This is a genomic window from Paenibacillus sp. FSL H8-0332 (assembly GCF_037963835.1).
Taxonomy (GTDB): Bacteria; Bacillota; Bacilli; order Paenibacillales; family Paenibacillaceae; genus Paenibacillus_AQ; species Paenibacillus_AQ rhizoplanae.
In genome coordinates, this window is sequence record NZ_CP150145.1 from 5,706,096 (window position 1) to 5,728,967 (window position 22,872).

At 52.5% G+C, this 22,872-nt stretch carries 18 protein-coding genes, 1 tRNA gene, 2 pseudogenes and 1 other annotated feature; of the genes and pseudogenes, 8 read left to right on the top strand and 13 right to left on the bottom strand.

Going from position 1 to position 22,872, the window contains the following annotated elements; genetic code table 11:
* Positions 1-42: 42 nt before the first annotated feature.
* Together NST43_RS24600 and NST43_RS24605 are read right to left on the bottom strand one after the other, a co-directional pair.
* The gene (locus NST43_RS24600; protein WP_339219930.1) at positions 43-1,479 is read right to left on the bottom strand and encodes a hypothetical protein; all 1,437 of its coding nucleotides are present in this window, start codon (positions 1,477-1,479) and stop codon (positions 43-45) included.
* Between the two features lie 170 nt (positions 1,480-1,649).
* Entirely contained in the window at positions 1,650-2,093 is a 444-nt protein-coding gene (locus tag NST43_RS24605; protein ID WP_339219931.1) for a hypothetical protein, read from the bottom strand.
* A gap of 196 nt (positions 2,094-2,289) precedes the next feature.
* On the opposite strand from NST43_RS24605, the gene NST43_RS24610 reads away from it, so the two are divergent.
* The 5 genes and pseudogenes from NST43_RS24610 to NST43_RS24630 all read left to right on the top strand — a co-directional run bounded on the left by NST43_RS24610 (position 2,290) and on the right by NST43_RS24630 (position 8,764).
* The gene (locus NST43_RS24610) at positions 2,290-2,811 is read left to right on the top strand and encodes a hypothetical protein (protein ID WP_339219933.1); all 522 of its coding nucleotides are present in this window, start codon (positions 2,290-2,292) and stop codon (positions 2,809-2,811) included.
* A gap of 174 nt (positions 2,812-2,985) precedes the next feature.
* Positions 2,986-3,411, top strand: a complete 426-nt coding sequence (locus NST43_RS24615) for a hypothetical protein (RefSeq protein WP_339219934.1) — start codon at positions 2,986-2,988, stop codon at positions 3,409-3,411.
* Between the two features lie 416 nt (positions 3,412-3,827).
* Positions 3,828-4,610: pseudogene (locus NST43_RS24620) on the top strand (ABC transporter permease); the annotation flags it as partial.
* Positions 4,611-4,667: 57 nt separating this feature from the next.
* Positions 4,668-5,354 (top strand): TetR/AcrR family transcriptional regulator, encoded by a 687-nt coding sequence (locus tag NST43_RS24625; RefSeq protein ID WP_339219935.1) that lies wholly within the window; start codon positions 4,668-4,670, stop codon positions 5,352-5,354.
* 65 nt (positions 5,355-5,419) lie between these two features.
* Positions 5,420-8,764, top strand: a complete 3,345-nt coding sequence (locus tag NST43_RS24630; protein ID WP_339219936.1) for an SNF2 helicase associated domain-containing protein — start codon at positions 5,420-5,422, stop codon at positions 8,762-8,764.
* Positions 8,765-8,890: 126 nt separating this feature from the next.
* On the opposite strand, the gene NST43_RS24635 is transcribed toward NST43_RS24630, so the two are convergent.
* Positions 8,891-9,250, bottom strand: coding sequence for a hypothetical protein (locus NST43_RS24635; protein ID WP_209993534.1), 360 nt, complete (start codon positions 9,248-9,250; stop codon positions 8,891-8,893).
* Positions 9,251-9,443: 193 nt separating this feature from the next.
* Between NST43_RS24635 and NST43_RS24640 the strand changes: the two genes are divergently transcribed.
* Positions 9,444-9,749 carry a hypothetical protein gene (locus NST43_RS24640; protein WP_209993533.1) on the top strand — a complete coding sequence of 102 codons (306 nt, stop codon included), beginning with the start codon at positions 9,444-9,446 and terminating at the stop codon, positions 9,747-9,749.
* 233 nt (positions 9,750-9,982) lie between these two features.
* Positions 9,983-10,204: a binding site (T-box leader), on the top strand.
* 54 nt (positions 10,205-10,258) lie between these two features.
* A complete protein-coding gene (argS, locus tag NST43_RS24645) occupies positions 10,259-12,310 on the top strand; it encodes an arginine--tRNA ligase (protein ID WP_339225520.1) in 2,052 nt (683 codons plus the stop codon).
* A 493-nt stretch (positions 12,311-12,803) separates the two neighbouring features.
* On the opposite strand, the gene NST43_RS24650 is transcribed toward argS, so the two are convergent.
* The 4 genes from NST43_RS24650 to NST43_RS24665 form a co-directional block, all read right to left on the bottom strand.
* Positions 12,804-13,742: an IS3 family transposase gene (locus NST43_RS24650; RefSeq protein WP_339225308.1), complete on the bottom strand. Its 939-nt coding sequence runs from the start codon at positions 13,740-13,742 to the stop codon at positions 12,804-12,806.
* Complete coding sequence (locus NST43_RS24655; RefSeq protein WP_039310863.1) at positions 13,724-14,062, bottom strand: helix-turn-helix domain-containing protein; 339 nt, start codon at positions 14,060-14,062, stop codon at positions 13,724-13,726. The genes NST43_RS24650 and NST43_RS24655 overlap by 19 nt, the downstream gene beginning before the upstream one ends.
* Positions 14,063-14,527: 465 nt before the next feature.
* Positions 14,528-14,601 (bottom strand) — tRNA-Arg (locus NST43_RS24660).
* A gap of 188 nt (positions 14,602-14,789) precedes the next feature.
* Positions 14,790-15,146: a hypothetical protein gene (locus NST43_RS24665; RefSeq protein WP_076083164.1), complete on the bottom strand. Its 357-nt coding sequence runs from the start codon at positions 15,144-15,146 to the stop codon at positions 14,790-14,792.
* A gap of 148 nt (positions 15,147-15,294) precedes the next feature.
* Here NST43_RS24665 and asnB point away from each other — a divergent pair, with 148 nt between their 5' ends.
* Positions 15,295-17,139 carry an asparagine synthase (glutamine-hydrolyzing) gene (asnB, locus tag NST43_RS24670; RefSeq protein WP_339219938.1) on the top strand — a complete coding sequence of 615 codons (1,845 nt, stop codon included), beginning with the start codon at positions 15,295-15,297 and terminating at the stop codon, positions 17,137-17,139.
* A 90-nt stretch (positions 17,140-17,229) separates the two neighbouring features.
* On the opposite strand, the gene NST43_RS24675 is transcribed toward asnB, so the two are convergent.
* From NST43_RS24675 to nikC, 6 genes and pseudogenes are all read right to left on the bottom strand, one after another.
* On the bottom strand, positions 17,230-17,973 hold the full coding sequence (locus NST43_RS24675) for a class I SAM-dependent methyltransferase (protein ID WP_339225521.1): 744 nt from the start codon (positions 17,971-17,973) through the stop codon (positions 17,230-17,232).
* 12 nt (positions 17,974-17,985) lie between these two features.
* Complete coding sequence (locus NST43_RS24680; protein ID WP_339219940.1) at positions 17,986-18,741, bottom strand: methyltransferase domain-containing protein; 756 nt, start codon at positions 18,739-18,741, stop codon at positions 17,986-17,988.
* Positions 18,738-20,369 (bottom strand): annotated as a pseudogene (locus NST43_RS24685) (nickel ABC transporter substrate-binding protein). Before NST43_RS24685 ends, NST43_RS24680 begins: the two are co-directional and overlap by 4 nt.
* A complete protein-coding gene (locus NST43_RS24690; RefSeq protein WP_339219941.1) occupies positions 20,366-21,193 on the bottom strand; it encodes an ATP-binding cassette domain-containing protein in 828 nt (275 codons plus the stop codon). Before NST43_RS24690 ends, NST43_RS24685 begins: the two are co-directional and overlap by 4 nt.
* A 40-nt stretch (positions 21,194-21,233) precedes the next feature.
* Positions 21,234-22,019, bottom strand: a complete 786-nt coding sequence (locus NST43_RS24695; protein ID WP_339219943.1) for an ABC transporter ATP-binding protein — start codon at positions 22,017-22,019, stop codon at positions 21,234-21,236.
* Entirely contained in the window at positions 22,020-22,859 is an 840-nt protein-coding gene (nikC, locus tag NST43_RS24700) for a nickel transporter permease (protein WP_339219945.1), read from the bottom strand.
* Positions 22,860-22,872: the final 13 nt, after the last annotated feature.

The window sequence follows — 22,872 nt, forward strand, 5'->3', positions numbered from 1 at the left end:
CTGAATTCTCCTCCCGGCGGTGTGCGCCGATAAATGTTGTGTTTAATTAACAGCTTCCGGTGAGCCTGACAGTTGCAGTGCTTTGCCGTTCTGAATGACCAGTACCTTCCCGTCGCTGATGATTCCCAGCTTGCTGCCGTCTGCCGATACCGCTACTTCCGATACATCTTCGGCTGTCCGGTACAGTTCAACCGGAGCTGCGCTGCCTGCAATAGAGTAGATTACCGTGCTGCCGTCCGTTGTAGTCCCGGAGACTACGAGGCCCGTGCTAACCCCTGTGGACCAGTTCACCTCTGCACCGAGGGCAACATCTGTGCTTTTACCGTCTGCGGTGATCAGCTTCAGCGTGTTAGCAGCATTGCCGTCCGCATCCGCGCTCAGGTAGGACACGCTGCCGTTTGCCAGAATCTCAGGATACAGCTTGTTGTCTGGTGTAGTAGTCAAGGCTACTGGCTTAGCACCTTTGGTGGTAAGATCCAGCTTATAGAGCTGTTCTCCAGCCTTACTGAAGTCTACGGTTAGTGAATCTTCTGTGCTGTCGGCATCATTCTTCGCGGTACCTGTGATGTTGATAATGTACACTGCGCTTTTGCCGTCTGCCGATATACGAAGCTCCGATTTGTTCTCTACTTTATCTTCGAGCAGAGCCTTGACCTCTCCGGTCTCTACTGAAATCTGTGCCAGCTTCTCCTGCTTGTCGCCCTGGACAAAATAGAGCGTCTTGCCGTCACTGGACCACACGATATCTGTCTTCACGCTGGTGTCCTTGCCGAGCGAACTGATTAGGCCGGTGGACAGGTTGATCAGCTTCAGCTGGCCGGTCTCATCGCTGAATGCGCCCCACTGCTGGTCGGCAGAGACTGCGAAATCCACCGCACCTTCGCTGGAAGAGAACAGATCATAGTTGCCTGGAGTCTGGGTAAATTTATAGAGCAGGGTGGATTCAGCGTCGCTCTGATTCGCAATCAGGCCACCGTCAGCGCTCCAGTGAAGGGTGTCAAATGAACCGGCGGGCCGGGCGAAGCTCAGGATCGTATGGTCATCGGCCGCAAGCTCACCGCCAAGCGCCGTAACCAGCTTCGTCAGTTCCACATACGTTTTGCTGTTACGCACAACCGGGACCACTGTGAATTCCAGGGTCTCGCCATCCACCTGATAGCTTTTTACACCTGCCTGGATCTGCACACTATGTAGACCTTTGCTGTCATTGAGCTGGATTCCGCTGCTGCCGTGCACAAGTCCTGCTCCCAGCTCTGCGGCTACCTGGCTTAATGAATAGAGCTTGTACCCGCCGCTGTTGATGGTGCTGAGTGCAACCGGCGTACCGTTGATGCTCCAGGTCATGCTGCCCTCAACGGCTGTGGCTGTCTTCACGGCTGCTGCACTTACATGGCTGCTTGTAGCCAGAACGCTAACAGCTCCCCCTGTTATGAGAAGTGAGGAAGCCAGAGCCGCGCCGATCCATTTACTATTCTTCAATTAGATTCACCCTTTTCCTATAGGTAACTGCTAATGTTATTTTCGTCTACGAGTGTCAATTCTGTTGCGGAGGAATGTTATGGAAATATTAACTGTACAAATAATTACAAGCCCAAGCCAAAGAAGACCCGCCCGGGAATCTTCCGGACCGGCCTATTGTAAACCCTGTGTTAATTCATAATCCATGTCACGATAATCTCGTTCCCGCCGCGCTCTGAATCCGAGGGGCTGCCAATAATAGAATACGAATAGGAGCCGTTCACTTTACCGTTAATCAACAGGTTGCGGTTGTCCACAATCTCTGTCCCGCGTTCCAGCTCCTTCTCTCTTACATACTTCTGATATGTAGTTCCAAGAGCGGCCATACTCTCCTTCGTCTGATAGATCAGCATGGAGGATTTCTTCCCCTCTGACTGTTCACCTTGGGTAAAAGTAATGCCTGCCCCTTCGGGAATCGGCAGGTCCTCCGGCAGATATTGCCTTGCCTCTGTCTTCTCGTCTGCCAAGGTATGAAACCGTCCGCCACCAGCCGACTTGTCCGCATCGCCGCAGCCGCTAAGTCCAGCCGCAGCCAGCAGCACGCCTAGAGGAAGGAGCAGCTTATGTCCAGCCATAATTCCACCGCCTTTAGTGAATTGGGTTGCAGGATGCCGGTAAACATAGGATGTCCTCTTTATTACCCGGATGAAGGGTGGGAGTAACGGATAATCCTTACAATTTTATTTACTTTTGAGCATAGAATCATTAAAATCCTGTACATCCAAAAAAAATGTAAAAATATGTTTTGGAAAAACTTTATTTTAATATATTATGAAAATATTAACTAATAGCGATAATTCATCTCTAATTGACCAGTATTTCACAACAGCAAGAGGTGCTTATGAAGAAGCCAAAGCTACATGGACGACATTAACCTCAGCTGAAAAACAATTGGTAATTCTTAGTCCTATCATTGCTGTAATGGTAGAATCTGCGAGAAATCAGGCTTATGAAACTACGAAAAGAATATATTATAAAAGTGGTCAAGGAGATATTAGCGATGCATTTCGTCATGCAATTTGGAATGCTTACATGTGCAGACAAATAAGTAAAGCAGATGCTAAAGCGTTTGCGACAGCTCATGAACAGAAGGACAATGCATATTACAACACGGTTTTTGAAGACGGATATACCGGGAGACAACATACTAATATGGATCTGCATAATAATGAAAAAGGAAGAGACACATGGAGCGTATTAACAGATAGTATGTTCTTTGTCTCTGATGCAGATATGGAACAGAGAGTCCTAAATAAAATATCAAACGGGGAAATGGTTAAACTGCACAATTAATCAAGAGATTCTAGCCATAGTGCACTCTAGATGTCACTCGTCCCAGGTGTAGAACAATGGATTTAGATACAATAAATTAATTATTTTCTCTACATCTAGGAGAGATATAACCGGTAGATGATTTTTTACATAAAACATATACCTACTTAGTGTACAAATAGGGGGCAGGCTTTTATGAAAAAAATCTATATGATCGTTGTTATAATCGTCCTATTATCTATAATAACTTCGTGCAAATATAGCGGAAACCCTATACCCAACCCTGTTGCAACCGTGGAGAATACATCTATAACGGTTCCAGTCGAAATTATTTCTTATTATTGGGGTTCTAAGACGGAATACGGAGGCCCTTGGGAAAAATTAGTAGATAAAAAAGGGGTTTTATTACCAAAAAAATCAAAGATTATTATAAATTTTGATAGAGCACCTAAAGAAGTTTATCAATATGGTAACTGGCTGAGTATAGATGAGTTCTTGCCTTTAGATATTGAAACTAATGAAATATTGGTTCCAGATACTGAGGGTAGCTATATATATTCTTTTTCTGCAAAATGGCCTGAAGGTGACGTTCAATACGCACTAAAAGTACAAGTCGAATAATCAAATGTATAATAAAGATAAATAGTCCTATAAATTCAGGGGTTATTTTGATCAAGAAGAAGCAGTTCATGGCATTGTTATGTTCATGACTGCTTCTTCTATGTGCTCACAGCAGCCAAAGATTGTACTCGATAAACGGTTCGGAAATAGTAAGGATGGGTGCTTAATCCTCTCTTCTAGTAGCTGACGGGTTACGCGGCTGTACTTTCGGAGGTGTCTGATATTCCACAAAGTTTCCTTTAATATTACCCAGAATACGCAGGTAGGAAGTACTGACAGGATAATCATCGGTTGGTACACGGTGTTCTTGACACAGCAGTCTTTTTGATAGAGGCGTTATCTGCTAAGCCCAGGAGGCTGAGGTTACCGGCTATGCCGATGAAGCTTCCGGGCAGGCCGCCCTGAAGGCGGGCGACATCGATGCTCTCCTTACAATGAAGGGAGACGCTCCCGCTGTTGTCCTTGAAGGCAGCAATCCGGCGGCTAACCGCGCTGTGATCATGACGCTCCAAGAAGCTGCGCAGAGCCTCCGGCCGCAATCGCCAGGCGGCGGGCAGCTCCAGCCGCAGATCAGCTACCTCTACGGCGCGGAGGATATGAAGACGATTGACCGCTTTGGGCCGATTATGATCGGGGTGTTTGTCTTCTTTTTCGTCTTCCTGATTGCCGGTGTCTCCTTCCTGCGCGAACGGACCACGGGCACGCTGGAGCGTCTGCTCTCCACCCCGCTGAAGCGCTGGGAGATCGTCACCGGATATGTCTGCGGCTTCGGCATCTTCACCGTCTTCCAGGCCCTGCTGATCTCCTGGTTCTCCATCCAGGTGCTGGGGATTATGATGACGGGCAGCTTCGGCTACGTGCTGCTGATGACGCTGCTGCTGTCGATGTCGGCGCTGACGCTCGGCACCCTGCTCTCGGCATTCGCCGCCAATGAGCTGCAGATGATCCAGTTCATCCCCCTGGTTATTGTGCCGCAGATCTTCCTGAGCGGATTGTTTCCGCTGGATACCCTGCCGCTCTGGCTCCAGCGCATTGGACTCGCCACTCCCATGTATTACGGCTCACAGGCACTGATGGATATCATGGTACGCGGCAGAGGCTGGAGTGATATCGCCGGGGATGTGTTCATGCTGATCGGTTTCTCCCTGCTGTTCATGCTGCTGAATGTGCTGGCGCTGCGCAAGCACCGCAGAATGTAAAGGGTGAACGGGCTATGGTACACTAGGAGGAACTGCAAGAGTCTGGAGGTTCTATTGATGGAGAATAACCCTGCTGCCGATCAGGGGCAGCTGGAGCAAGACCAGTGGGTCCAGGAGCTGCTGGACCTCAGTGAGAAGGAGCAGGTCACGCCCAAGCAGCTGTCCATTCTGCGGGCGGCGATTGATGTTTTTGCAGAGAAGGGGTTCTCGGCAGCAGCCACCAGCGAGATTGCCCAGAAGGCCGGCGTGGCCGAAGGCACGATCTTCCGTTATTACCGGACCAAAAAAGAGCTGCTGCTCGCCATCGTGGTCCCTACCATGAGCCGGATGATTGCCCCGTTCGTGCTGCGCAACTTCAGCGGTGTGCTGGATGTGCCGTTCGAGAGCTACGAAGCCTTTCTCAAGGCCTTCATGCTGAACCGGCTGGAGTTCGTCCGCAGGAATCTGAAAATCGTCAAAATCCTCATTCAGGAGATCCCCTTCCAGCCTGCGCTGAAGGAGCAGCTGACCGAGAATATCTTCGAGCAGGTTCTGGAGCGTGTAACTACAATCACCGAGCACTTCAAGGCGCAAGGCGAGGTGATTGACGCGCCTACTCCTGCTATCATCCGCTTCACGGTCTCGGCCATTGTCGGCTACCTGCTGGTCCGGCTGCTGCTGATGCCGGAGCATGACTGGGACGATGAGGCAGAGATCGAACAGACCGTAAGCTTCATTCTCCACGGGATCGGCGGGAATGGATAATCTTTAAGTACGATATCCCCCGAGGGAGCGGCTTAGACAGAAGCAATAAAAGGAAGTGAGTATACGTGGGTTTTCAGGTGCCGGAACGGGTAATTAAGCTGCTGTGCGGCAATGCCGCTTTTGATCAGGGGATGGCTTATTATCATGCCCATAAGGTGGACCTTGTCTATACGGAGCATAACGAGGAAGACGAATATTCCAAATACCGCGCTGAGGTTCATGGGCTGGAGAGCCATGAGATTGCGCTGATTATCGACAGTGACGGGGATGTGCAGGGGGAATGCACCTGCCCGGCGTACTATCACGGCGGACCCTTCTGCAAGCATATTGCGGCGGCGCTGGTGACGGTCCTCTACCGTAGCCGGGCTGCCGAAGCTGAACCGGCTGAGGATATGCAGGGAGATGCGGAGGAGGCTTACCCTACAAGGGCTGGCAGTCCGCCGCTGGCGCAAGGCAGCCCCGGCCCCTCCGGGGCAGAGCACAGGGAGCGCAGCGGAGACCGCCAGCTGGTGAGCAGCATGCTCGGAATATTCACCGGAGGGCGGCAGCGGCCAAGCGGTGCAGGCACGTATATCGATCTGCGGACACCGCTCCAGGTCGAATTCATCTGCCGGCCCTTCACCATCGGCTACAGCAGCACGATGCTTGGAATTGAAATGAAGCTGGGTCCTAAGCGCCTCTATATCGCGCAGAAGATCAGACCTTTTCTGGAGCAGGTTCACCGGGGCGAGCCTTTTGAGTTCACAGCGCATTTCAGCTATGATCCCGCCCTGCACAGCTTCTCTAAGGAAGATAATGAGGTCCTGCTGAAGCTGATTGAGATCATGCAGAATGAGAAGGTCTACAACAGACTCAACAATCCGTATGCTACCGGCTCCAGCCTTCCGGGAAATGACCGGCTGCTGCCGGTGACCCCTTTTTTCTGGGAGAGTCTGTATCCCACACTAGAAGCAGCGCCTGCTGTACGCCTTCAACATGGAGAGCTTCTGCTTGAGCACTTGTCCCTCTCGGAGGAGCCGCTGCCGCTTAGCTTCCAGTTCGACCAGGCACAGGAGGAAGGCTACCGGCTGGATGTCCGGGGGCTTGAGCAGCTTACGATTCTGGAGAGCTACGGGCTGGTCTTGACTGAAGGCAGGCTGCTGAAGCTCCCGGCGCAGGAATGCGGGCGTCTCTCCGAGCTGAAGCGGATGCTCAGCGGCAGCCGGCGGGACAGCCTGGCGATTGCGCCCGAGCAGATGGAGCCTTTCATGGAAACGGTCATTCCCGGGCTGAAGAAGCTGGGCAGGGTGAGCATTGCCGACACTATAGCAGACCGCATCGTCCAGACCCAGCTCCACGCCAGGCTCTACCTGGACCGGGTGAGGGACCGGCTGCTGGCCGGGCTTGAATTCCAGTACGGCGGGATTGTGATCAATCCGCTCGAGGAGAAGGCGCATGAGCGGAGCAGCGAGGTCATTCTGATGCGGGACGGGGAAGCGGAGCGGCGGATTCTGGACCTGATGGCGCATGAGTCCTTCTCGCGGACGGAGAGCGGATATATCATGCGTGACGAGGACGGGGAATTCGACTTCCTGCACCATACCATCCCGCTCTTGGAACCGCTGCTTCAGGTCTATGCGACCACTGCAGTCAAGGATCGGGTGCTTACGGAGCATGCTGCGCCCAAGGTCAGCCTGAGCTGGAACGAGAAGACCGACTGGCTGGACTTCAAGTTCGCCATGGAGGGCATCACGGAGAAGGATATTACAGAGGTCCTGAAATCCCTCCAGGAAAAGCGTAAATATCACCGGCTCAAGGACGGAGCCCTGCTTCCGCTGGATACCGCAGAATTCCAGGAAATCGTCGCGCTGATGAACGAGCTGGGCGTCCGCAGTGTGGATATCCGAAGTACGGAGTTCTCCCTGCCGCTGGTGCGCGCTCTTCATCTCCATGCGGGCACTGTCCAGGGAGAGACCATCCAGACCGGCCGCTCCTTCCGGCGGTTGCTGGCCAACATGGCGAGTCCCGAGAATCTGGACTTCCCTGTACCCGAGAGTCTCGCTTCTGTGCTGCGGGATTATCAGCAGTACGGCTTCCAGTGGATGAGGACGCTGGCCCATTACCGCTTCGGCGGGATTCTGGCGGACGATATGGGCCTCGGCAAAACACTGCAGAGCATCACCTTCCTGCTCTCTATGCTGGAGGACATCCGGCAGAGCGGTGTGCCTGCACTTATTGTAGCGCCGGCCTCCCTGCTCTATAACTGGCTTAACGAGCTGAAGCGCTTCGCCCCGGAGATTCAGGCGGTCATTGCCGACGGCACCGCCGGTGAGCGCAGCCGGACCGTGCGGAACACGGCCGGGTATGATGTCATTATTACTTCTTACCCGCTGCTGCGCAGAGATGTGGACGAGTATGCCAAGCGGTCGTTCCACACGCTCATTCTGGATGAAGCACAGATGATCAAGAATCATGAGACTATGACTTCACAGGCGGTCAGACTGCTTCAGACCCGCTACCGCTTTGCGCTGACCGGTACACCGGTGGAGAATGCGCTGGAGGACCTGTGGTCGATCTTCAGCGTCGTCTTCCCCGGCTTGTTCCCCGGGAAGAAGGCCTTCCATGACCTGCCCCGGGAGACGGTCGCCAGACGCGCCCGCCCCTTCCTGCTGCGCCGCTTGAAGAGCGATGTGCTGAAGGAGCTGCCGGACAAAATCGAGTCCATCCAGGCCTCCGAGCTGCTGCCGGAGCAGAAGCGGCTCTATGTCGCCTACCTGGCCCGGCTGCGCAAAGAAGCGCTCAAGCATCTGGACAGCGACAGCTTCGGCAATGGCCGGATCAAGGTGCTGGCCGGACTGACCCGGCTGCGCCAGCTGTGCTGCCATCCGGCCCTGTTCGTAGACGGATATACCGGGGGCTCCGGCAAATTCGAGCAGCTGCTGGAGATCATCGACGAATGCCGCAGCTCCGGCAAGCGGATGCTGATCTTCTCGCAGTTCACGCAGATGCTCGGCATGATCGGGCGTGAGCTGGCGCTACTCGGGATTCCGCATTTCTATCTGGACGGACAGACCCCGGCCTCCCAGCGGGTTGAGCTGTGCAGCCGCTTCAATGAAGGCGAGCGCGACCTGTTCCTGATCTCGCTGAAGGCAGGCGGCACCGGCCTCAACCTGACCGGCGCTGACACGGTCATTCTCTATGACCTGTGGTGGAACCCTGCGGTTGAACAGCAGGCCGCCGACCGCGCCCACCGGATCGGGCAGAAAAAGATCGTCCAGGTCATCCGCCTGGTAGCCCAGGGTACGGTGGAGGATAAAATGTACGAGCTGCAGCAGAAAAAGAAAAACCTGATTGACGAGGTGATCCAGCCGGGGCAGGAGGCGTTGTCGAGCCTGAGCGAGCAGGATATCCGTGAGATCCTCTCCATCTGAGTTGAACAACCTGGTGTAGCCCCCCTCTGCTCTAGCAAATCTAAACAGGGACCTTCTGAGCGAGTAGCTCTGAAAGGTCCCTGTTTCATTTTACAACTGGCAAGTCCAGAATAATACCCTAACCCTCTACACGTCTGAGCTTAATTTCTCATGCGTCACTACACGGTGTGCATTCACCAGCTGGCCGGTTGATGTCTTGCCCCACACGGATATTCCGAGCTCATCTTCGTCTACTTCTCCAGTGATGAACACAAATTCATAGGCATTCAGATCGGCAAAAAAATCCCGGGTTACCACTTGATTCGAAGCAACCTCAATCACCTCACTGACATACAGCGTTCTGGTGGTGCCCAGCACATACCCTTGAATACTAATAGTAGCGCTGCCCGGGGCACTCCGCTTCACTATTCTTACCGTCACCGTCTGCGTAGGTCTGACTCCCGAAACGGCATTGTTCTCTATCGGTCCTGTTGATAAAATCGCCATCCTGTATCGTCCTCCCTTGAAGTTCTAGTGTCAAAGTACGATATATTCATATTCGGACTTTCCTATAACGGTGTGGACACAGGCCTGAGCCTAATCACCAATGACCGCAGGCACGCATATCCTTTGAATAAGGAAAGACTGCCCATGGGCCGCGCTTTCTGCAGACGAACGCCGAACGGAAGAAGGGACTCCCATGCCCCCTCCAGGAAAAGGAAAGAAGCCCGCCGCCAAAAAAACGCCGCCCAGCTCCAAAACCCAAACGCCAAAAGGGCTTGAATTTGCCGTAGCTGCCCTTCTGTTGACCGGCAAGCTGAAAGTAGACTCTATCCAGATGTACACGGACGCGTCGATGTTCGTCAGTCTGGTCGGCAAATATAAAACCTTAAGCGAGCTAAGCAGTGACAACGTCGATAAGCTGGTCAGCTTCCTCGATGACAACAGCAGCCTGACGCTGAACGAGATCATGACCGCTTTGAAAAAGAAAGCCGAAAACACCTGAACACATACGGAAGTGAAAGTGAGGGACGGGGCTGTGGACAGTTTTGACGGAGAAGGATTTGCCGGCGGACTCCTGCTGGTCATTGTAATTATGCTGCTGATTTACGGTTCAACGGACATCAAGAATCTGACAGGGGCGCCTGGTGATGTGTAATTCTTAACCGGAGGACTCCTGCTGCACGCTAATCTGCTCTTGCTTTCTTCCAGAAATTCGCTATACTGATACAAATCCATATTAAATCGATGACCGGGAGAGTAATGGTCTTATATCTAGTCCCCAGCGAGCCGGGAAAGTGGAAGCCGGTACAGATTAGAACCATGAAGCGCACCCGTGAGATGGACTTCTGAACCTTAGAGTAGGAAGTCCCGGCCGAGGACCGTTAACCTGTAAGGTGGTTGAACCGTCAGGCTCAGCAACGAGAGTGGTACCGCGAGCGCACAAGCCTCGTCTCTTAGGAGATGAAGGCTTTTTTTGTCGTTATTTTATTCAGGAGGTTGTTATTCATGCCAATGCTAAGTGAGCTTATCCAAGAAAGTCTGAAGCAGTCTGTTCACACAATCGCGTTAACCCTGGGCGTGCCCGCCATCGCAGAAGTAAATGTTGACCTGGAGCAGCCGGCGAGTGCTGACCACGGGGATTATTCCAGCAATATCGCCATGCAGCTCGCCCGCCCCTTGCGCAAAGCTCCACTGGCTATCGCCGGGCTGATCGTTGCCGAGCTCGAAGCTTCGGGCTCTGTTCACGGACTGGTGCTGAGAACCGAGGTGGCCGGGCCGGGGTTTATTAATATGTATCTGGATTGGGAGGCCTGGGCACGGGCGAAGGGGAATTTCGCGCTGCCTAAGGGTGCTGAGGGGTTGAAGGTGATTGTCGAGCATACTTCCGTCAACCCGAATAAAAGCCTGCACATCGGCCACCTGAGAAACTCCTGTATCGGGGATGCGCTGGTGAGAGTACTGCGGGCGACCGGCCATACCGTTGAGGTGCACAACTATGTGGATGATCTCGGCAATCAGCTGGCAGATACCGTAGCAGGTCTGCTGAATGTTCCGCTGGCGGGAGCCCATGTCCGGTTCGGGGACTATTGCTGGGACATCTATGCCGAGATTAACAAAACGTACGCGCAGCAGCCCGAGATGGTGCAGAAGCGGACCGAGATTCTTCATGCGCTGGAGGAGGGCCATGGCAATACCGCCTGGATTGGCAACCTCGTCGCCGGGCAGATCGTGAAAGAGCATGTAGAGGAGATGCGGGGGTTCGGCATTGACTACGATCTGCTGGTGTGGGAGAGCAGCATTCTGAAGGAGGGCTTCTGGTCCTCGGCATTCGAGCTGCTGTCGCAGACGGAGATTTTCGTGCAGGAGACGGAAGGCAAGCTGGCAGGCTGCTGGATTCTGAAGCAACCTGCTGACGACACCGCACCGGACACGCAGGAGGAGCATCAGAAGGATAAGGTGCTGGTGCGCTCGAACGGAATTCTGACCTATACCGCCAAGGACATTGCCTATCATCTGTGGAAGTTCGGACTGCTGGAGAAGGACTTCAGCTACAGCGAATTTCAGAGCGGACTGTGGACGACCGGCTTGAGCGGACAGGCTCTTCCTTTTGGACGGGCGGACCAGGTCGTGAACGTCATCGATTACCGGCAGGAATATCCGCAGCTGATGGTCAAGCAGGCGCTCAAGGCACTGGCATTCGGTGTGCAGGCAGACGCGCTGCATCATGTCAGCTATGGGGTGGTCTCGCTGAGTCCCGCTTCTGCGGCAGGGCTGGGCATTGATACCTCCAGCGGCAAAAGCTCCTACGCCATGTCCGGGCGCCAGGGAGTCGGCATTAAGGTAACCGAGCTCGTGCGGCTCATGGAAGACATGATTGAATCCACCCGTTCGGACAAAAACGGCCTGTCCAGCCGGCTCATCGCCACCGCTGCCATCCGTTACTACCTGCTGCGCTTCAATCTGGGCACCGAGATTGTGTTCGACTTCAAGCAGGCAATGGAAATCTCCGGCAACACCGGCGTCTACCTGATGTACGCCTACGCCCGGGCGCAGCGCGTGCTTAGTAAGGCCGCTGCGGCGGGTGGCGGGGGCGAGAGCGGCGGGAGTGAGAACGGTGTTGGCGAGTTCGGCGTTGGCGAGTCTGGCGTTGGCGAGTCTGGCGGTGGCGAGTCTGGCGGTGGCGAGTCTGGCGGTGGCGAGTCTGGCGGTGGCGAGTCCGGCGTTGGCGAGTCTGGCGGTGGCGAGTCTGGCGGTGGCGAGTCCGGCGTGGGCGGCGTGCCGCTGTTCCCGGCGCAGCTCGAAGCAGCTGAGCTTGCTCTGCTCAGACAGCTCAGCTTGTGGCAGGACACACTCTACACAGCAAGCCGGGAGCTTACGCCGAATACGATCTGTAACTATGCCTATTCCCTGGCCTCGTTGTTCAGCAACTTCTACTCGGCTTGTCCGATTCTAAAAGGCGGTGAAGCCAGCATCACCTTCCGCCTGTGGCTGACCCGGAGCTTCACCGATACGCTGGGCGAGGCGCTCGACGTACTCGGTCTGCCTAAGCCCGAGCGGATGTAGACACACTAAGTCTCTATCATCTTAAGAACCAACTACTCTAGCGGATGAATGAACAGGAACCTATGCGGGTCCGTGCAGCTTGCACGGCTCCCCCCTTCTCCATCCGCCCACTTCTGGAGGCATCCGGCGTAATGAGGTGCACTTCTGCACCTCATTTGCTCATTTTGCCCGCTTCCGGTGAATTCAAGTGCACTTTTACACTTGATTACTCATTTAACTCACTTCTGGGTGAATTCAAGTGCACTTTTACACCTGATTACTCATTTAGCTCACTTCTGGGTGAATTCAGGTGCACTTGTGCTCCTCATTCGGCCCATTTCCGGTGAATTCAGAGACAATTTGTCCATACTATATTGATGTACAAGCTTTTTATTTTGGTTGCTGTTTCTTCCATTTACTAAAGGACATTTTTTTGAGTTTTGGGATGTTATCGGTTCGGCCCCCTAATTATGGAGACATTCTGCTAAAAACTCGTGTTTTCGCAGGATCTTGTTTACAGCTTTATTTCTATCGGTTTTAGCTTGCCTGCTTTCCATGCGGCGTGGTATTGCTTGGGGCTCATGCGCTGCAAACTGCCATGAAAACGGCGCTCGTTGTAAAAATTAATATAAACTGCGACCGCTTCATAGGCTTCTTCAAACGTTTCAAAGTACCTTTTCGTGTACAAATCTCTCTCCAAAATACTGTGAAACGACTCAATGTAGGCGTTCATATTCGGCGTTTTTGGAGGAATCCGCTCATGCTCCAGAGGACGCTGCGTTTCCGCACACAGCTCGCCAAAGACGTCGCTTAGGAATTGCGGGCCGTTATCGGAACGGATCACCGGTGAGGGATCTCCAGGCTGTAAACGTCGGCCCAGCGCCTCCCTTAACGTGGCACAGACTTGCTTCGCTGTACAGCTCGCGCCCACGTGGTAGCCGACGATACAGCGGTCAAACACATCAATCATATCAAAGATAAAAAAGAAGCGGTCGTAGCCATGAATGTATCCATATTTAATGTCAATCTGCCAGAGTTGGTTGGGGCCGGTGACCACTCGATTTCGCGCTAAACGTCGAGGGTATTTTAGGTTCCTCACCGGCTTTTTCTGAAGCAATCCGAGCTTCTTGCACAGCCGGTACGCCTTCTTGTGGTTGAGGATTAAGCCCTGCTGGACCGATAGGGCATACGCCAGGTTCCGGTAGCCATAGCCGTTCTCCTCGCCCTCTACCAGCTCACTCAGCCACTCCTCGATCTGTAGGTCACTGACCCGCAGACCGCCGGTAGTGAGGGAATAGGCGGGGATCGGACGACCCGAAGTCACGACCGCATCCGGGGCACTCCAAAGCCCCAGGAAACGTTTTTTATGCGCATAATAGGTGGAAGGTTGAACCTCCACGATACGTAGAACCAGTGTAGCCGAATAACCCCGCTTTATCGCTTCGTCGGCCAGTTCGAGTTTGTCTTGTAAGCGGGGTTGGCTTTTTTTAAGAGTTCACGCAGCAGTTCGATTTCCAGATCCTTTTCACCCAATAACTTAATGGCCGTCTCCATCTTCGTCTCCAGATCTTGGACACGCTCCGCATCTTCAATCCGTTCTTGGACGGACGGAGTGGCCTCTTCTCCAAATCGTTCTTTGTAGAACTTCACCCAATTGGCAATGGTGCTGGGAGAGACGGAATACTTTCGGGCCAGGAAGGAAACCTTGGTTCCATTGATCGCTTCTTGGGCTACTTTGATCCGCTGTTCGTCATACAACTTGTTGCTTCTCATCGGCTCCACTCCCTCTTCTTAGTGTACCTCTTACATGTCAAGGTCTCCACTTTGATTAGGGGGCTTAAGAGTTATGTATCCGTATACCGCTTAAACAGTGGAGCGGACGGAACGATTGTGTAAAAGCGATAGCGGTCGCCTTTGTCTCCGGATTTTTCCGATTAGGGAAATAAAATAAAATCTGGAGACAACAGCGATTGTAACAACGGTCCGTTCGCGGAGCGTCCACCCAAGCGCCCACGTTGATCCTACTCGAAATAAAACGGGGTTCTCATCCTCCGGACAACAAAACAGCCCTCCCGAAGGAAGGCTGCTGTTTTGACGTCCCGGAAGGGATACAGCCCATTCGGGCTGATTGCGAAGTAATGCTAACGAAGCTTAGGCTCCAACGTCCCCGGCTGGCGCCTTGGGTTCTCATCCTCCGGACGTCAAAACAGCCCTCCCGAAGGAAGGCTGCTGTTTTGACGTCCCGGAAGGGATTCGAACCCCCGACCGTGCGCTTAGAAGGCGCATGCTCTATCCAACTGAGCTACCGGGACATATAGGATAACATTGTATTACTTGAAGCTTTTGAAGAGATATGTATTAACGCAACGTTATTTATTATACCTGATTCACCAGAATTAGCAAGACCAAACTCTTCCAGTTAAGAAGCTTCCCGTGTCCTCATACGGAAAGCCTCCTGTTCTATAGTCAAGCCTGGACATGACCTGCGGAAGATGTGGGCTCAAGGAACCTGCCGGAAATGTTCGCCCAGCTGCCGCTTCAGATCGCCGAAGATCAGCAGCTCGCGCTGGAACTTGGAGCGTTCGTCCTCCGGGGTCATCACCGTACTGCCGGTGAAGCCGCTGACCGTAACGTCCTGGAAGGCATCATGCAGATTATTGTCGAACCAGTCGGTGGCCGTATCCGCATCATTCGTCAGAATCCGGACAATTTCATAGCCCTCCTCGCGCTGATCCTCAACAATATACACCAGCAGCGCGGAATCGCCCACAGCTCCAGGTAATACGCCAACCTCTGCGCAAGGCGCGCCGTCGTAGTCAGTCATTCTGCGGATTTTGGCGTCTTTAATGTAATACACTTGTCATCATCCCTCCTGGCAAATTTCCCTCTCCCCTAGTGTTCGGATAAGGACATACATTTTATCCCTTCAATCGGCATATATCTGTATTACTTGGCAAAAAAGAAAGGACAGACAACAATCGCACAAAAGAGAGGATGAATCAGACATGTGCGGAATAACCGGATTTGTCCAGTGGCGCGGTGATCTTACAGGGCACTCGCAACTGCTTGTCAGAATGACCGAAACATTAGCCAACCGCGGACCGGATGCAGCCGGAACCTGGATTTCAGGGCCTATTGCCTTCGGACACCGCCGACTCAGCGTCATCGATCCTGAGAACGGTGCACAGCCGATGATTGCCCGCCATGAGGATAAGTTATACGCAATAGTATATAACGGCGAGCTATATAATGCCCCTGAGCTGAAAAAAGAGCTGAAGCAGCGCGGGCATCATTTTCTCACGGAATGCGATACAGAGGTTCTGCTGCATGCCTACATCGAATGGGGTCCGGATTGCACGGAGAAGCTCAATGGCATCTTCGCCTTTGCCGTCTGGGACAGCCTGCGCGATCAGGTATTCCTGGCCCGCGACCGTCTGGGTGTGAAGCCGCTGTTCTACAGCCAAGTCGATGACGTCTTCGTCTTCGGGTCCGAGCCCAAGGCGCTGCTGCAGCATCCCCTGGTCCAGCCGAAGGTCGGGCCGGAGGGTCTGGCCGAGATTTTCATTATCGGTCCAGCCCGGACTCCGGGACAAGGGGTATACAAAGATATATTCGAGCTTCGCCCCGGTCATGCCATGATTTACAGCCGCAGCGGAATCCGCACCTATGCTTATTGGAAGCTGGAGAGTGTTCAGCACACGGATAACGTAGATGAAACGGCAGCACGGGTGCGTGAATTACTTCAGGATACGCTTGAACGCCAGCTGGTCTCCGATGTTCCGGTCTGCTCTCTGCTCTCCGGCGGACTCGATTCCAGCGCCCTGACTGCGCTTGCCGTGGATTATTACAAACGGACCGGCCAGGGCCGGGTCGATACCTTCTCCGTCGATTATGTAGACAACGATAAGCATTTCAAAAGCCATGCCTTCCAGCCCGGAGCTGACGGTCCCTGGATTCAGCGGATGGTCGACGAGCTGGACACGAACCATCACTTTATCGCTTTTGACACACCGGAGCTGGTAGCCGCACTCGATAACGCCCTGTACTCCCGTGATTTGCCGGGAATGACCGACGTGGATTCCTCACTCTATTTGTTCTGCCAGGAGATCAAAAAGAAAGCCACCGTAGCCATCTCAGGCGAAGCCGCAGACGAAATCTTCGGCGGCTATCCCTGGTTCCACCGCGAGGAGATGTTATCTTCCGGTACCTTCCCCTGGTCAGTGGCTCCCACAATGCGCGCCAGTCTATTGTCGCCAGAAATCAGGGAGTGGATACGTCCGCTGGAATATTTGGGTGACCGTTATAGCGATGCGGTGGCTGAGGTACCTAAGCTTGACGGCGAAACCGGCAAACAGGCACAGATGCGGGTGATGTCCTATCTCAACATTACCCGCTTCATGCCGACCCTGCTGGACCGTAAGGACCGGATGAGCATGGGCGTGGGACTGGAGGTACGCGTTCCGTATTGTGACCACCGGCTGGTGCAATATGTTTTTAACATTCCATGGGAGATTAAGATGGTAGGCAACCGGGAGAAAGGCATCCTGCGCAAGGCGCTGGAGGGTGTACTGCCGGACGATGTGCTCTACCGCAAAAAAAGCCCGTACCCCAAAACGCATAATCCTGCCTATCTGAACAAGGTGCGCTCACAGGTACTAAGCATTCTGGACGATCCTTCTTCACCCATTCTGCCGCTCATTGATCCGGCCAAAATCAGGGAAATCGCCGCATCACCAGAGTCCTCCACCAATCTGCCCTGGTTCGGGCAGCTGATGTCCGGCCCGCAATTATTCGCTTATCTGGCCCAGGTCAACCTGTGGCTAAAGACATACAATGTGTCCATCGGCTGATGGCGCTTCAAACCAAAAACAGCGGCTCTCATTAAAGAGAGTCGCTATTTCTATTTTACATTTACATTTTATCGGGAAAGCCGGTCCGTCTCACTTTACAGCGCAAATCATGAACATCGGCGTTGACCGGTTCAAGACCTGCTGTTTCTCATCCATCACCTTATCGTTCAGATTCTCTTCTGTATAGACAGCAGAGAAGCCCACCTCTGTGAGTGCCTGCACATCCCACTTCGGCCGCCACTCTCTGGTCAGCGGCAAGGCAAGACTCAGACGGTCAGTTTCTTCTATATCCTTATGATGCGGAAGCTCACCATAGCCCCTATCTATATAGGCTTGCTGATCCTCCGCATGCTTCCGCGCCATCTCTTCATCCCATAGATGACGGTTCCAGTTGGCATCGAAGACCAGCAGCCGTCCCTCCGGCTTGAGCACTCTTTCCCACTCCTTGTAGGCTGACTGCGGATCGGCAAGACTCCAAGTGACATTGCGGCACACGATTAGATCAAAGCTTTCCGCAGCAAAATCCAGCTTATGCGAGTCCATCTTGCGGAAAGTAACATTGACCCCTTCCCGGCTGGAGTGCAGACGCGCCTCTTCCAGCATATTGTCTGTACAATCAATGGCCGTAACCAAATGTCCGGCGCTGGAGAGAATGACAGAGAAAAAACCGGGACCACAGCCAATATCCAGAACATGCAGGCTTTCCTTCTGCGGAGCATGACCAAGGATAAGCTTCAGCCAGGCCTCCCGCTGGAAACCGTTCAGTTCCTTTTGAATTCCTTCACTATAAAGCTCTGCTTCGCCTTCCCAATACTGTTCTACCTCTTGCTGCATACTCAATATCATTCACTCCTTCTTGGCAAGTATCATGAACCGGTTCACATTCTGATAACCGTATTTCAAATAATTCAGGGGCATTGCGCGGGCAGGAATAAAGTTCCTCTGAATATCTATGCTGCGGAATCCGGCCTGTATCAGCGCTTTTTCATCGGCTTCAGGTCTAAGTACATTAACAAACGGCAGCTCGCTCAAAAGGCTTTTATCCTGACTGCTCCGCTGGCGGATTCTTCGTTCTGTGAACAGAATAAGGGTCCAGGACAAGGCATACCAAAGTCTGCGAAATACGGTCTTGCTCTCTTTATACAAATAATTACCGTCAAAAATAATCAGGGTCCCGCCCGGCTTTAAAATCCGGTACCACTCTGCATACGCCTTCTGGGGATCAGGCAGCGTCCATACCACATCTCTGCAGACCACCGCCTCGAAGCTGTCCTCTACTTCATTATGCAAGTCAGCAGCGTCACCTACATAAGCCGGAACGGTATAGCCAAAGTCTTTGAAGTTCCGGGAAGCCCTTTCTATCATTCCCTGTGAGGCATCCACCGCTGTAGGCTGGTGACCCATCTGCGATAAGAGGATAGAGAAGAATCCCGGTCCGGTGCCCACATCCAGCACCTTTTGACGAGGTTTATTTCCCAGCCCTTTCGTCAGCAGCTGTTTCCAGAGGTCTATGGTTTTTGTACTGCGGAACTGAGTCTGGATGACCTTGTCATAGCTCTCCGAGCTGGAACTCCAGTATTTCGAAATCTCTTTCAGCATCATTCATTACCCACATCAAGCTGGTTCCAAAAGATAGGTGTGAACGTGGTGTACCCAGGCTTAAATCCGGTTACTCTATGATTTACAGCCAATATGTCATCTGGGAAATAAACAGCTGCAAACATTGCTTCCTTATACATTCTTAAGAATATGGAATCATAGGCACTCTGACGTTCTTGAAGATCCATGGCTCCGACTGCGGTATCAATCTGTGATTCCAGCTCCGCATCAGACCATACCACAGCAGCTGCTTCAGTGGTCCGGTGGAACAGCGACAACAGGAACGAATGAGGATTGTAGGCATCATCATAGGTCCTATACAGGATGAGATCATAAGCTTTGCTTGTCCATAAAGCATCATAATAGGCATTTGGCTCAAGCACCTGAAGATTGACGGCAATGCCAATCTCTTGGAGTTCGGATTGAATCAGCTCACTGATGGCTTTCCATTCCGGATATTCAGCCTGTTGAAGCACGAAATTGAACTCAAGCGGGTTTCCGTCCTTCTCGGCAATTCCATCTCCATCCGAATCCTTATAGCCGGAAGCTGCCAGCAGTTGCTTCGCTTCCTCCGGATTGAAGCCGTACCATGTATTGTTTGACTCTGTGACATAGGGAACGGTCAGCGGGAACAAGCCACTAGCCTCCATTCCAATACCGTTCATAAGATCATTCACAATACTTTTTTTGTTCATCGCCAAATTAATAGCTTTGCGGACATTCAGGTCTTGCAGAGCAGACGTATTGTAGTTGAAAATCATGAAATGTGAGCTCGTTCCCGGTGCCTTTTGCAGGCTTAGTGAGGAATCCGCTTCGATCACGGGTACACTTTCGACTGGAATTTTCCCCATTTGTCCCCCGGCAATATCCACATCGCCGCTTTGCAGCGCCAGTACTCTGGACTGCGGGTCAGGAATTACCTTCATGATAATTTTGTTCAGCTTCGGCATTTCTCCCCAATAATTAGGATTTCTGACAAGTACGGCCTCCTGATCTGCCTTATAGCTCTCTGCCATCCAAGGACCGGTTCCAATCGCTTTGACGAAGGTACCTGTAATATCACCTGCTGGTTCCACTGCGGTAGGGCTTATAATCCGTACCGGTCTGGCAAAGGACAGCTCGGTCAGGAAAGGATAATAGGCTTTGTTGAATGTCATAGTAATGGTATGCTTGTCTACGACAACAAGAGATTGCATGGCTGTAGCCACATTCAGCGAGTTGGACGGGTCCTTAATCTAGCGTTCGAAGGAGAACTTAACCGCATCCGCATTAAATTCCGTACCGTCTGAGAATTTCACACCCTGACGAAGATGGAAGGTATAGACCTTCCCGTCCTCTGAGATGTCCCATGACTCCGCAAGCGAAGGCAAGATTTCGCCCTTTTCGCCGTACTCTACTAATCCGTCGTATATCATCGCGTGCACATTCATCGAACCATCATAGGCCCCGGCATCCAGCCGGTCAAGACCGGTATCAGCCGATATGGCCACAGTGAGCGCCTTGTCCCCGGATTCAGAGGCTTGTGCTGCTCCATCAGAATTGCTGCAACCTGACATTCCCATAATTATTATAAGAAGCAGGAAGAATAGCGATGTTGTTAATAGGCTTTTTGACTTTGAGTAGGTTCTCATTCTCTGTACTCCTTTTCTCTATCGTTTCTCCTTAAGCGTGGGTCTTGCACCGGTATCGAGGAGAGCAATCTTCTTGTATACGGGTGGTCTGCCTGCTGCATGAGCCCCTCACCTGATTGCTTCTCCACAATTCCCCCTTGATACATAACGGCCACACTGTCGCAAAAGCGGTTTACTACGGACAAGTCATGCGTAATGAACACGTAGGATAATCCCAGCTCACGCTTCAATTCCTGCAACAGATCCATCATTTGCTTGCGCAAGGTGACATCAAGACTTGAGAACGGTTCATCACAGATCATTAGCTCCGGACGCAGCGCGAGGGCTCTGGCAATTCCGACCCTCTGCTGCTGGCCGCCGCTGAGTTCATGAGGATAACGGTGAATGTGCTTCCGCTCAAGTCCTACAAGCTCAAGTGTGTCAGCTACCAGAACTCTGCGCGCGCCGGTCTTCCTCTCCCCGTAGTTCCGAAGAGGCTCTCCAATAATTTGCTCTACTGTAAACAATGGATTAAAGGAGCCCAGGCTGTTCTGGAACACCATCTGCATCCTGCTACGGATCTTGCGCATCTCGCTGAAGCTCCAGTCTGTATAATCCATACCTCGGTACAGCACTCTTCCGGAGGAGGGTTTCTCCAGTCCCAGCAAAAGTCTGGCTAAGGTACTCTTCCCGCAGCCGCTTTCACCCACAAGTCCCAGGGTTTCTCCGCTCTCCAGAGTGAAGGACAGATTGTTCACTGCATGCACACTTCTGGCATCAGGTGTGAACCACCCCCTTTTCATTCCATACTTTTTATTCAGACCTACCGCCTCCAGCAGCTTCATAGATCACCACCTCCCAGCAAACGATGTAATATTATAGTTGTTATCTGCAATCTAATAAGTATTTCGTATAGGGATGCGATGGATGTGAAAAGATGTCAAAGACGTCTCCTGCTTCCACAATCCTTCCGGATTTCATCACATATACATAGTCTGCAAGCTCGGCGACAACGCCGAGATCGTGCGTAATTAACAGGATGCCCATGTCATTGACCCATCTGATCCGGTCCAGCTCCTTAAGAATCTGTGCTTGAATGGTTACATCCAGTGCCGTTGTAGGCTCATCAGCAATGAGCAAGCTTGCACCGGACACCAGTGCTATAGCGATCATGACCCGTTGACACATCCCCCCGCTAATTTGAAAAGGATATTTATTAAATAGCTGCGCAGGATCGCTAAGGCCTGCTTGCTGCATCTGCTCCATGGCCAGCTGCTTTGCTTCCTGTCCAGTGACTTGCCGGTGCAGGATAATCGTCTCCATGATCTGTCTTCCAACCGGAAGCACCGGATTCAGCGCGTTCATGGGGTCTTGAAAAATAACAGCCATTTCTGTTCCCCGGAGCTTCCTTAACTGGCGGGTGGAGCACTCCCGGAGATTGTTGCCGCGAAGCCAGATTTCTCCGCCATCAATGAAGCCTGGAGGGTCTACCAGTCCCAGAATAGACATAGCCGTAACACTTTTACCGCTGCCGCTCTCGCCGACCAAAGCGACAATCTGCCGGGACCTCACTTCGAGACTGACATCCTCTACAGCCTTGACTTGCTGACTTCCGGTATGGAAGCTGGTGTATAAGTGGCTGACCTTCAGCAGGGTGGATTCATTGTTCATTTACCGGATGCTCACCTCCCGGGAATCGTAATCATGCGCTGTGCGGCGCAAGCCTTCCCCCAGCAGATTAAAGCCCAGAACTGCCAGCAGGATTGCCATTCCAGGGAAGAGCATGAGCCGCGGCTCTGTCTGAATATAGGCGCGGCTGTCGTTCAGCATAATCCCCCATTCCGGTGTAGGCGGCTGGGCTCCCAGACCAAGGAAGGACAAACCCGCAATCGAGAGCATAATTGTCCCAACCTCCATAGAAGCCAGAACCAGGATGGGGCGCGCCGCAATCGGCAGGACATGTCTGAGCACAATTTGCAAATGTGAAGTGCCCGACGCTTTGGCGGCTGCAACATATCCGCTTTCCTTGATCTGAAGCACCAGGCTGCGGATCACTCTGGCATATCCCGTCCACCAGACTGCTGCAAATGCGATTAACAGATTGTTCATACTGGCGCCTAACATGGCTGTAATCGCGAGAGATAGAATTAAGCTGGGAAAAGCAAGTAAGATGTCAATGATCCGCATAATCCAATGATCAATCTTGCCGCCAGCGTAACCAGCCAGTAACCCAACGGGGATGCTAATGGCAAATACTACAGTCATAACGATAAACGAATAATACAACGTTGTCCTTGTCCCATAGATTATACGGGATAGCACACAGCGCCCCAGATGATCTGTACCGAGCGGGTATTGCCAGGAAGGCATACTCAGCTTATGCTCCATGTGAATCTGCAGCGGATCGGAAGGGGAGAGCCAGGGGGCAAAGAGTCCTGCGCAAATGAACACAAAGACAATCCCTGCCCCCAGCTTCGCTCCGTTATTCTTGAATAAGCTACTCCGAAACATAACACCTTACTCC

Coding starts and splice junctions, on each gene's coding strand:
- NST43_RS24635 (WP_209993534.1), bottom strand. CDS start 9,250: ATGGCGATTTTATCAACAGGACCGATAGAGAACAATGCCGTTTCGGGA.
- NST43_RS24610 (WP_339219933.1), top strand. CDS start 2,290: ATGAAAATATTAACTAATAGCGATAATTCATCTCTAATTGACCAGTAT.
- argS (WP_339225520.1), top strand. CDS start 10,259: ATGCTAAGTGAGCTTATCCAAGAAAGTCTGAAGCAGTCTGTTCACACA.
- asnB (WP_339219938.1), top strand. CDS start 15,295: ATGTGCGGAATAACCGGATTTGTCCAGTGGCGCGGTGATCTTACAGGG.
- NST43_RS24605 (WP_339219931.1), bottom strand. CDS start 2,093: ATGGCTGGACATAAGCTGCTCCTTCCTCTAGGCGTGCTGCTGGCTGCG.
- nikC (WP_339219945.1), bottom strand. CDS start 22,859: ATGTTTCGGAGTAGCTTATTCAAGAATAACGGAGCGAAGCTGGGGGCA.
- NST43_RS24690 (WP_339219941.1), bottom strand. CDS start 21,193: ATGAAGCTGCTGGAGGCGGTAGGTCTGAATAAAAAGTATGGAATGAAA.
- NST43_RS24680 (WP_339219940.1), bottom strand. CDS start 18,741: ATGATGCTGAAAGAGATTTCGAAATACTGGAGTTCCAGCTCGGAGAGC.
- NST43_RS24655 (WP_039310863.1), bottom strand. CDS start 14,062: ATGAGAAGCAACAAGTTGTATGACGAACAGCGGATCAAAGTAGCCCAA.
- NST43_RS24695 (WP_339219943.1), bottom strand. CDS start 22,019: ATGAACAATGAATCCACCCTGCTGAAGGTCAGCCACTTATACACCAGC.
- NST43_RS24675 (WP_339225521.1), bottom strand. CDS start 17,973: ATGCAGCAAGAGGTAGAACAGTATTGGGAAGGCGAAGCAGAGCTTTAT.
- NST43_RS24640 (WP_209993533.1), top strand. CDS start 9,444: ATGCCCCCTCCAGGAAAAGGAAAGAAGCCCGCCGCCAAAAAAACGCCG.
- NST43_RS24615 (WP_339219934.1), top strand. CDS start 2,986: ATGAAAAAAATCTATATGATCGTTGTTATAATCGTCCTATTATCTATA.
- NST43_RS24625 (WP_339219935.1), top strand. CDS start 4,668: ATGGAGAATAACCCTGCTGCCGATCAGGGGCAGCTGGAGCAAGACCAG.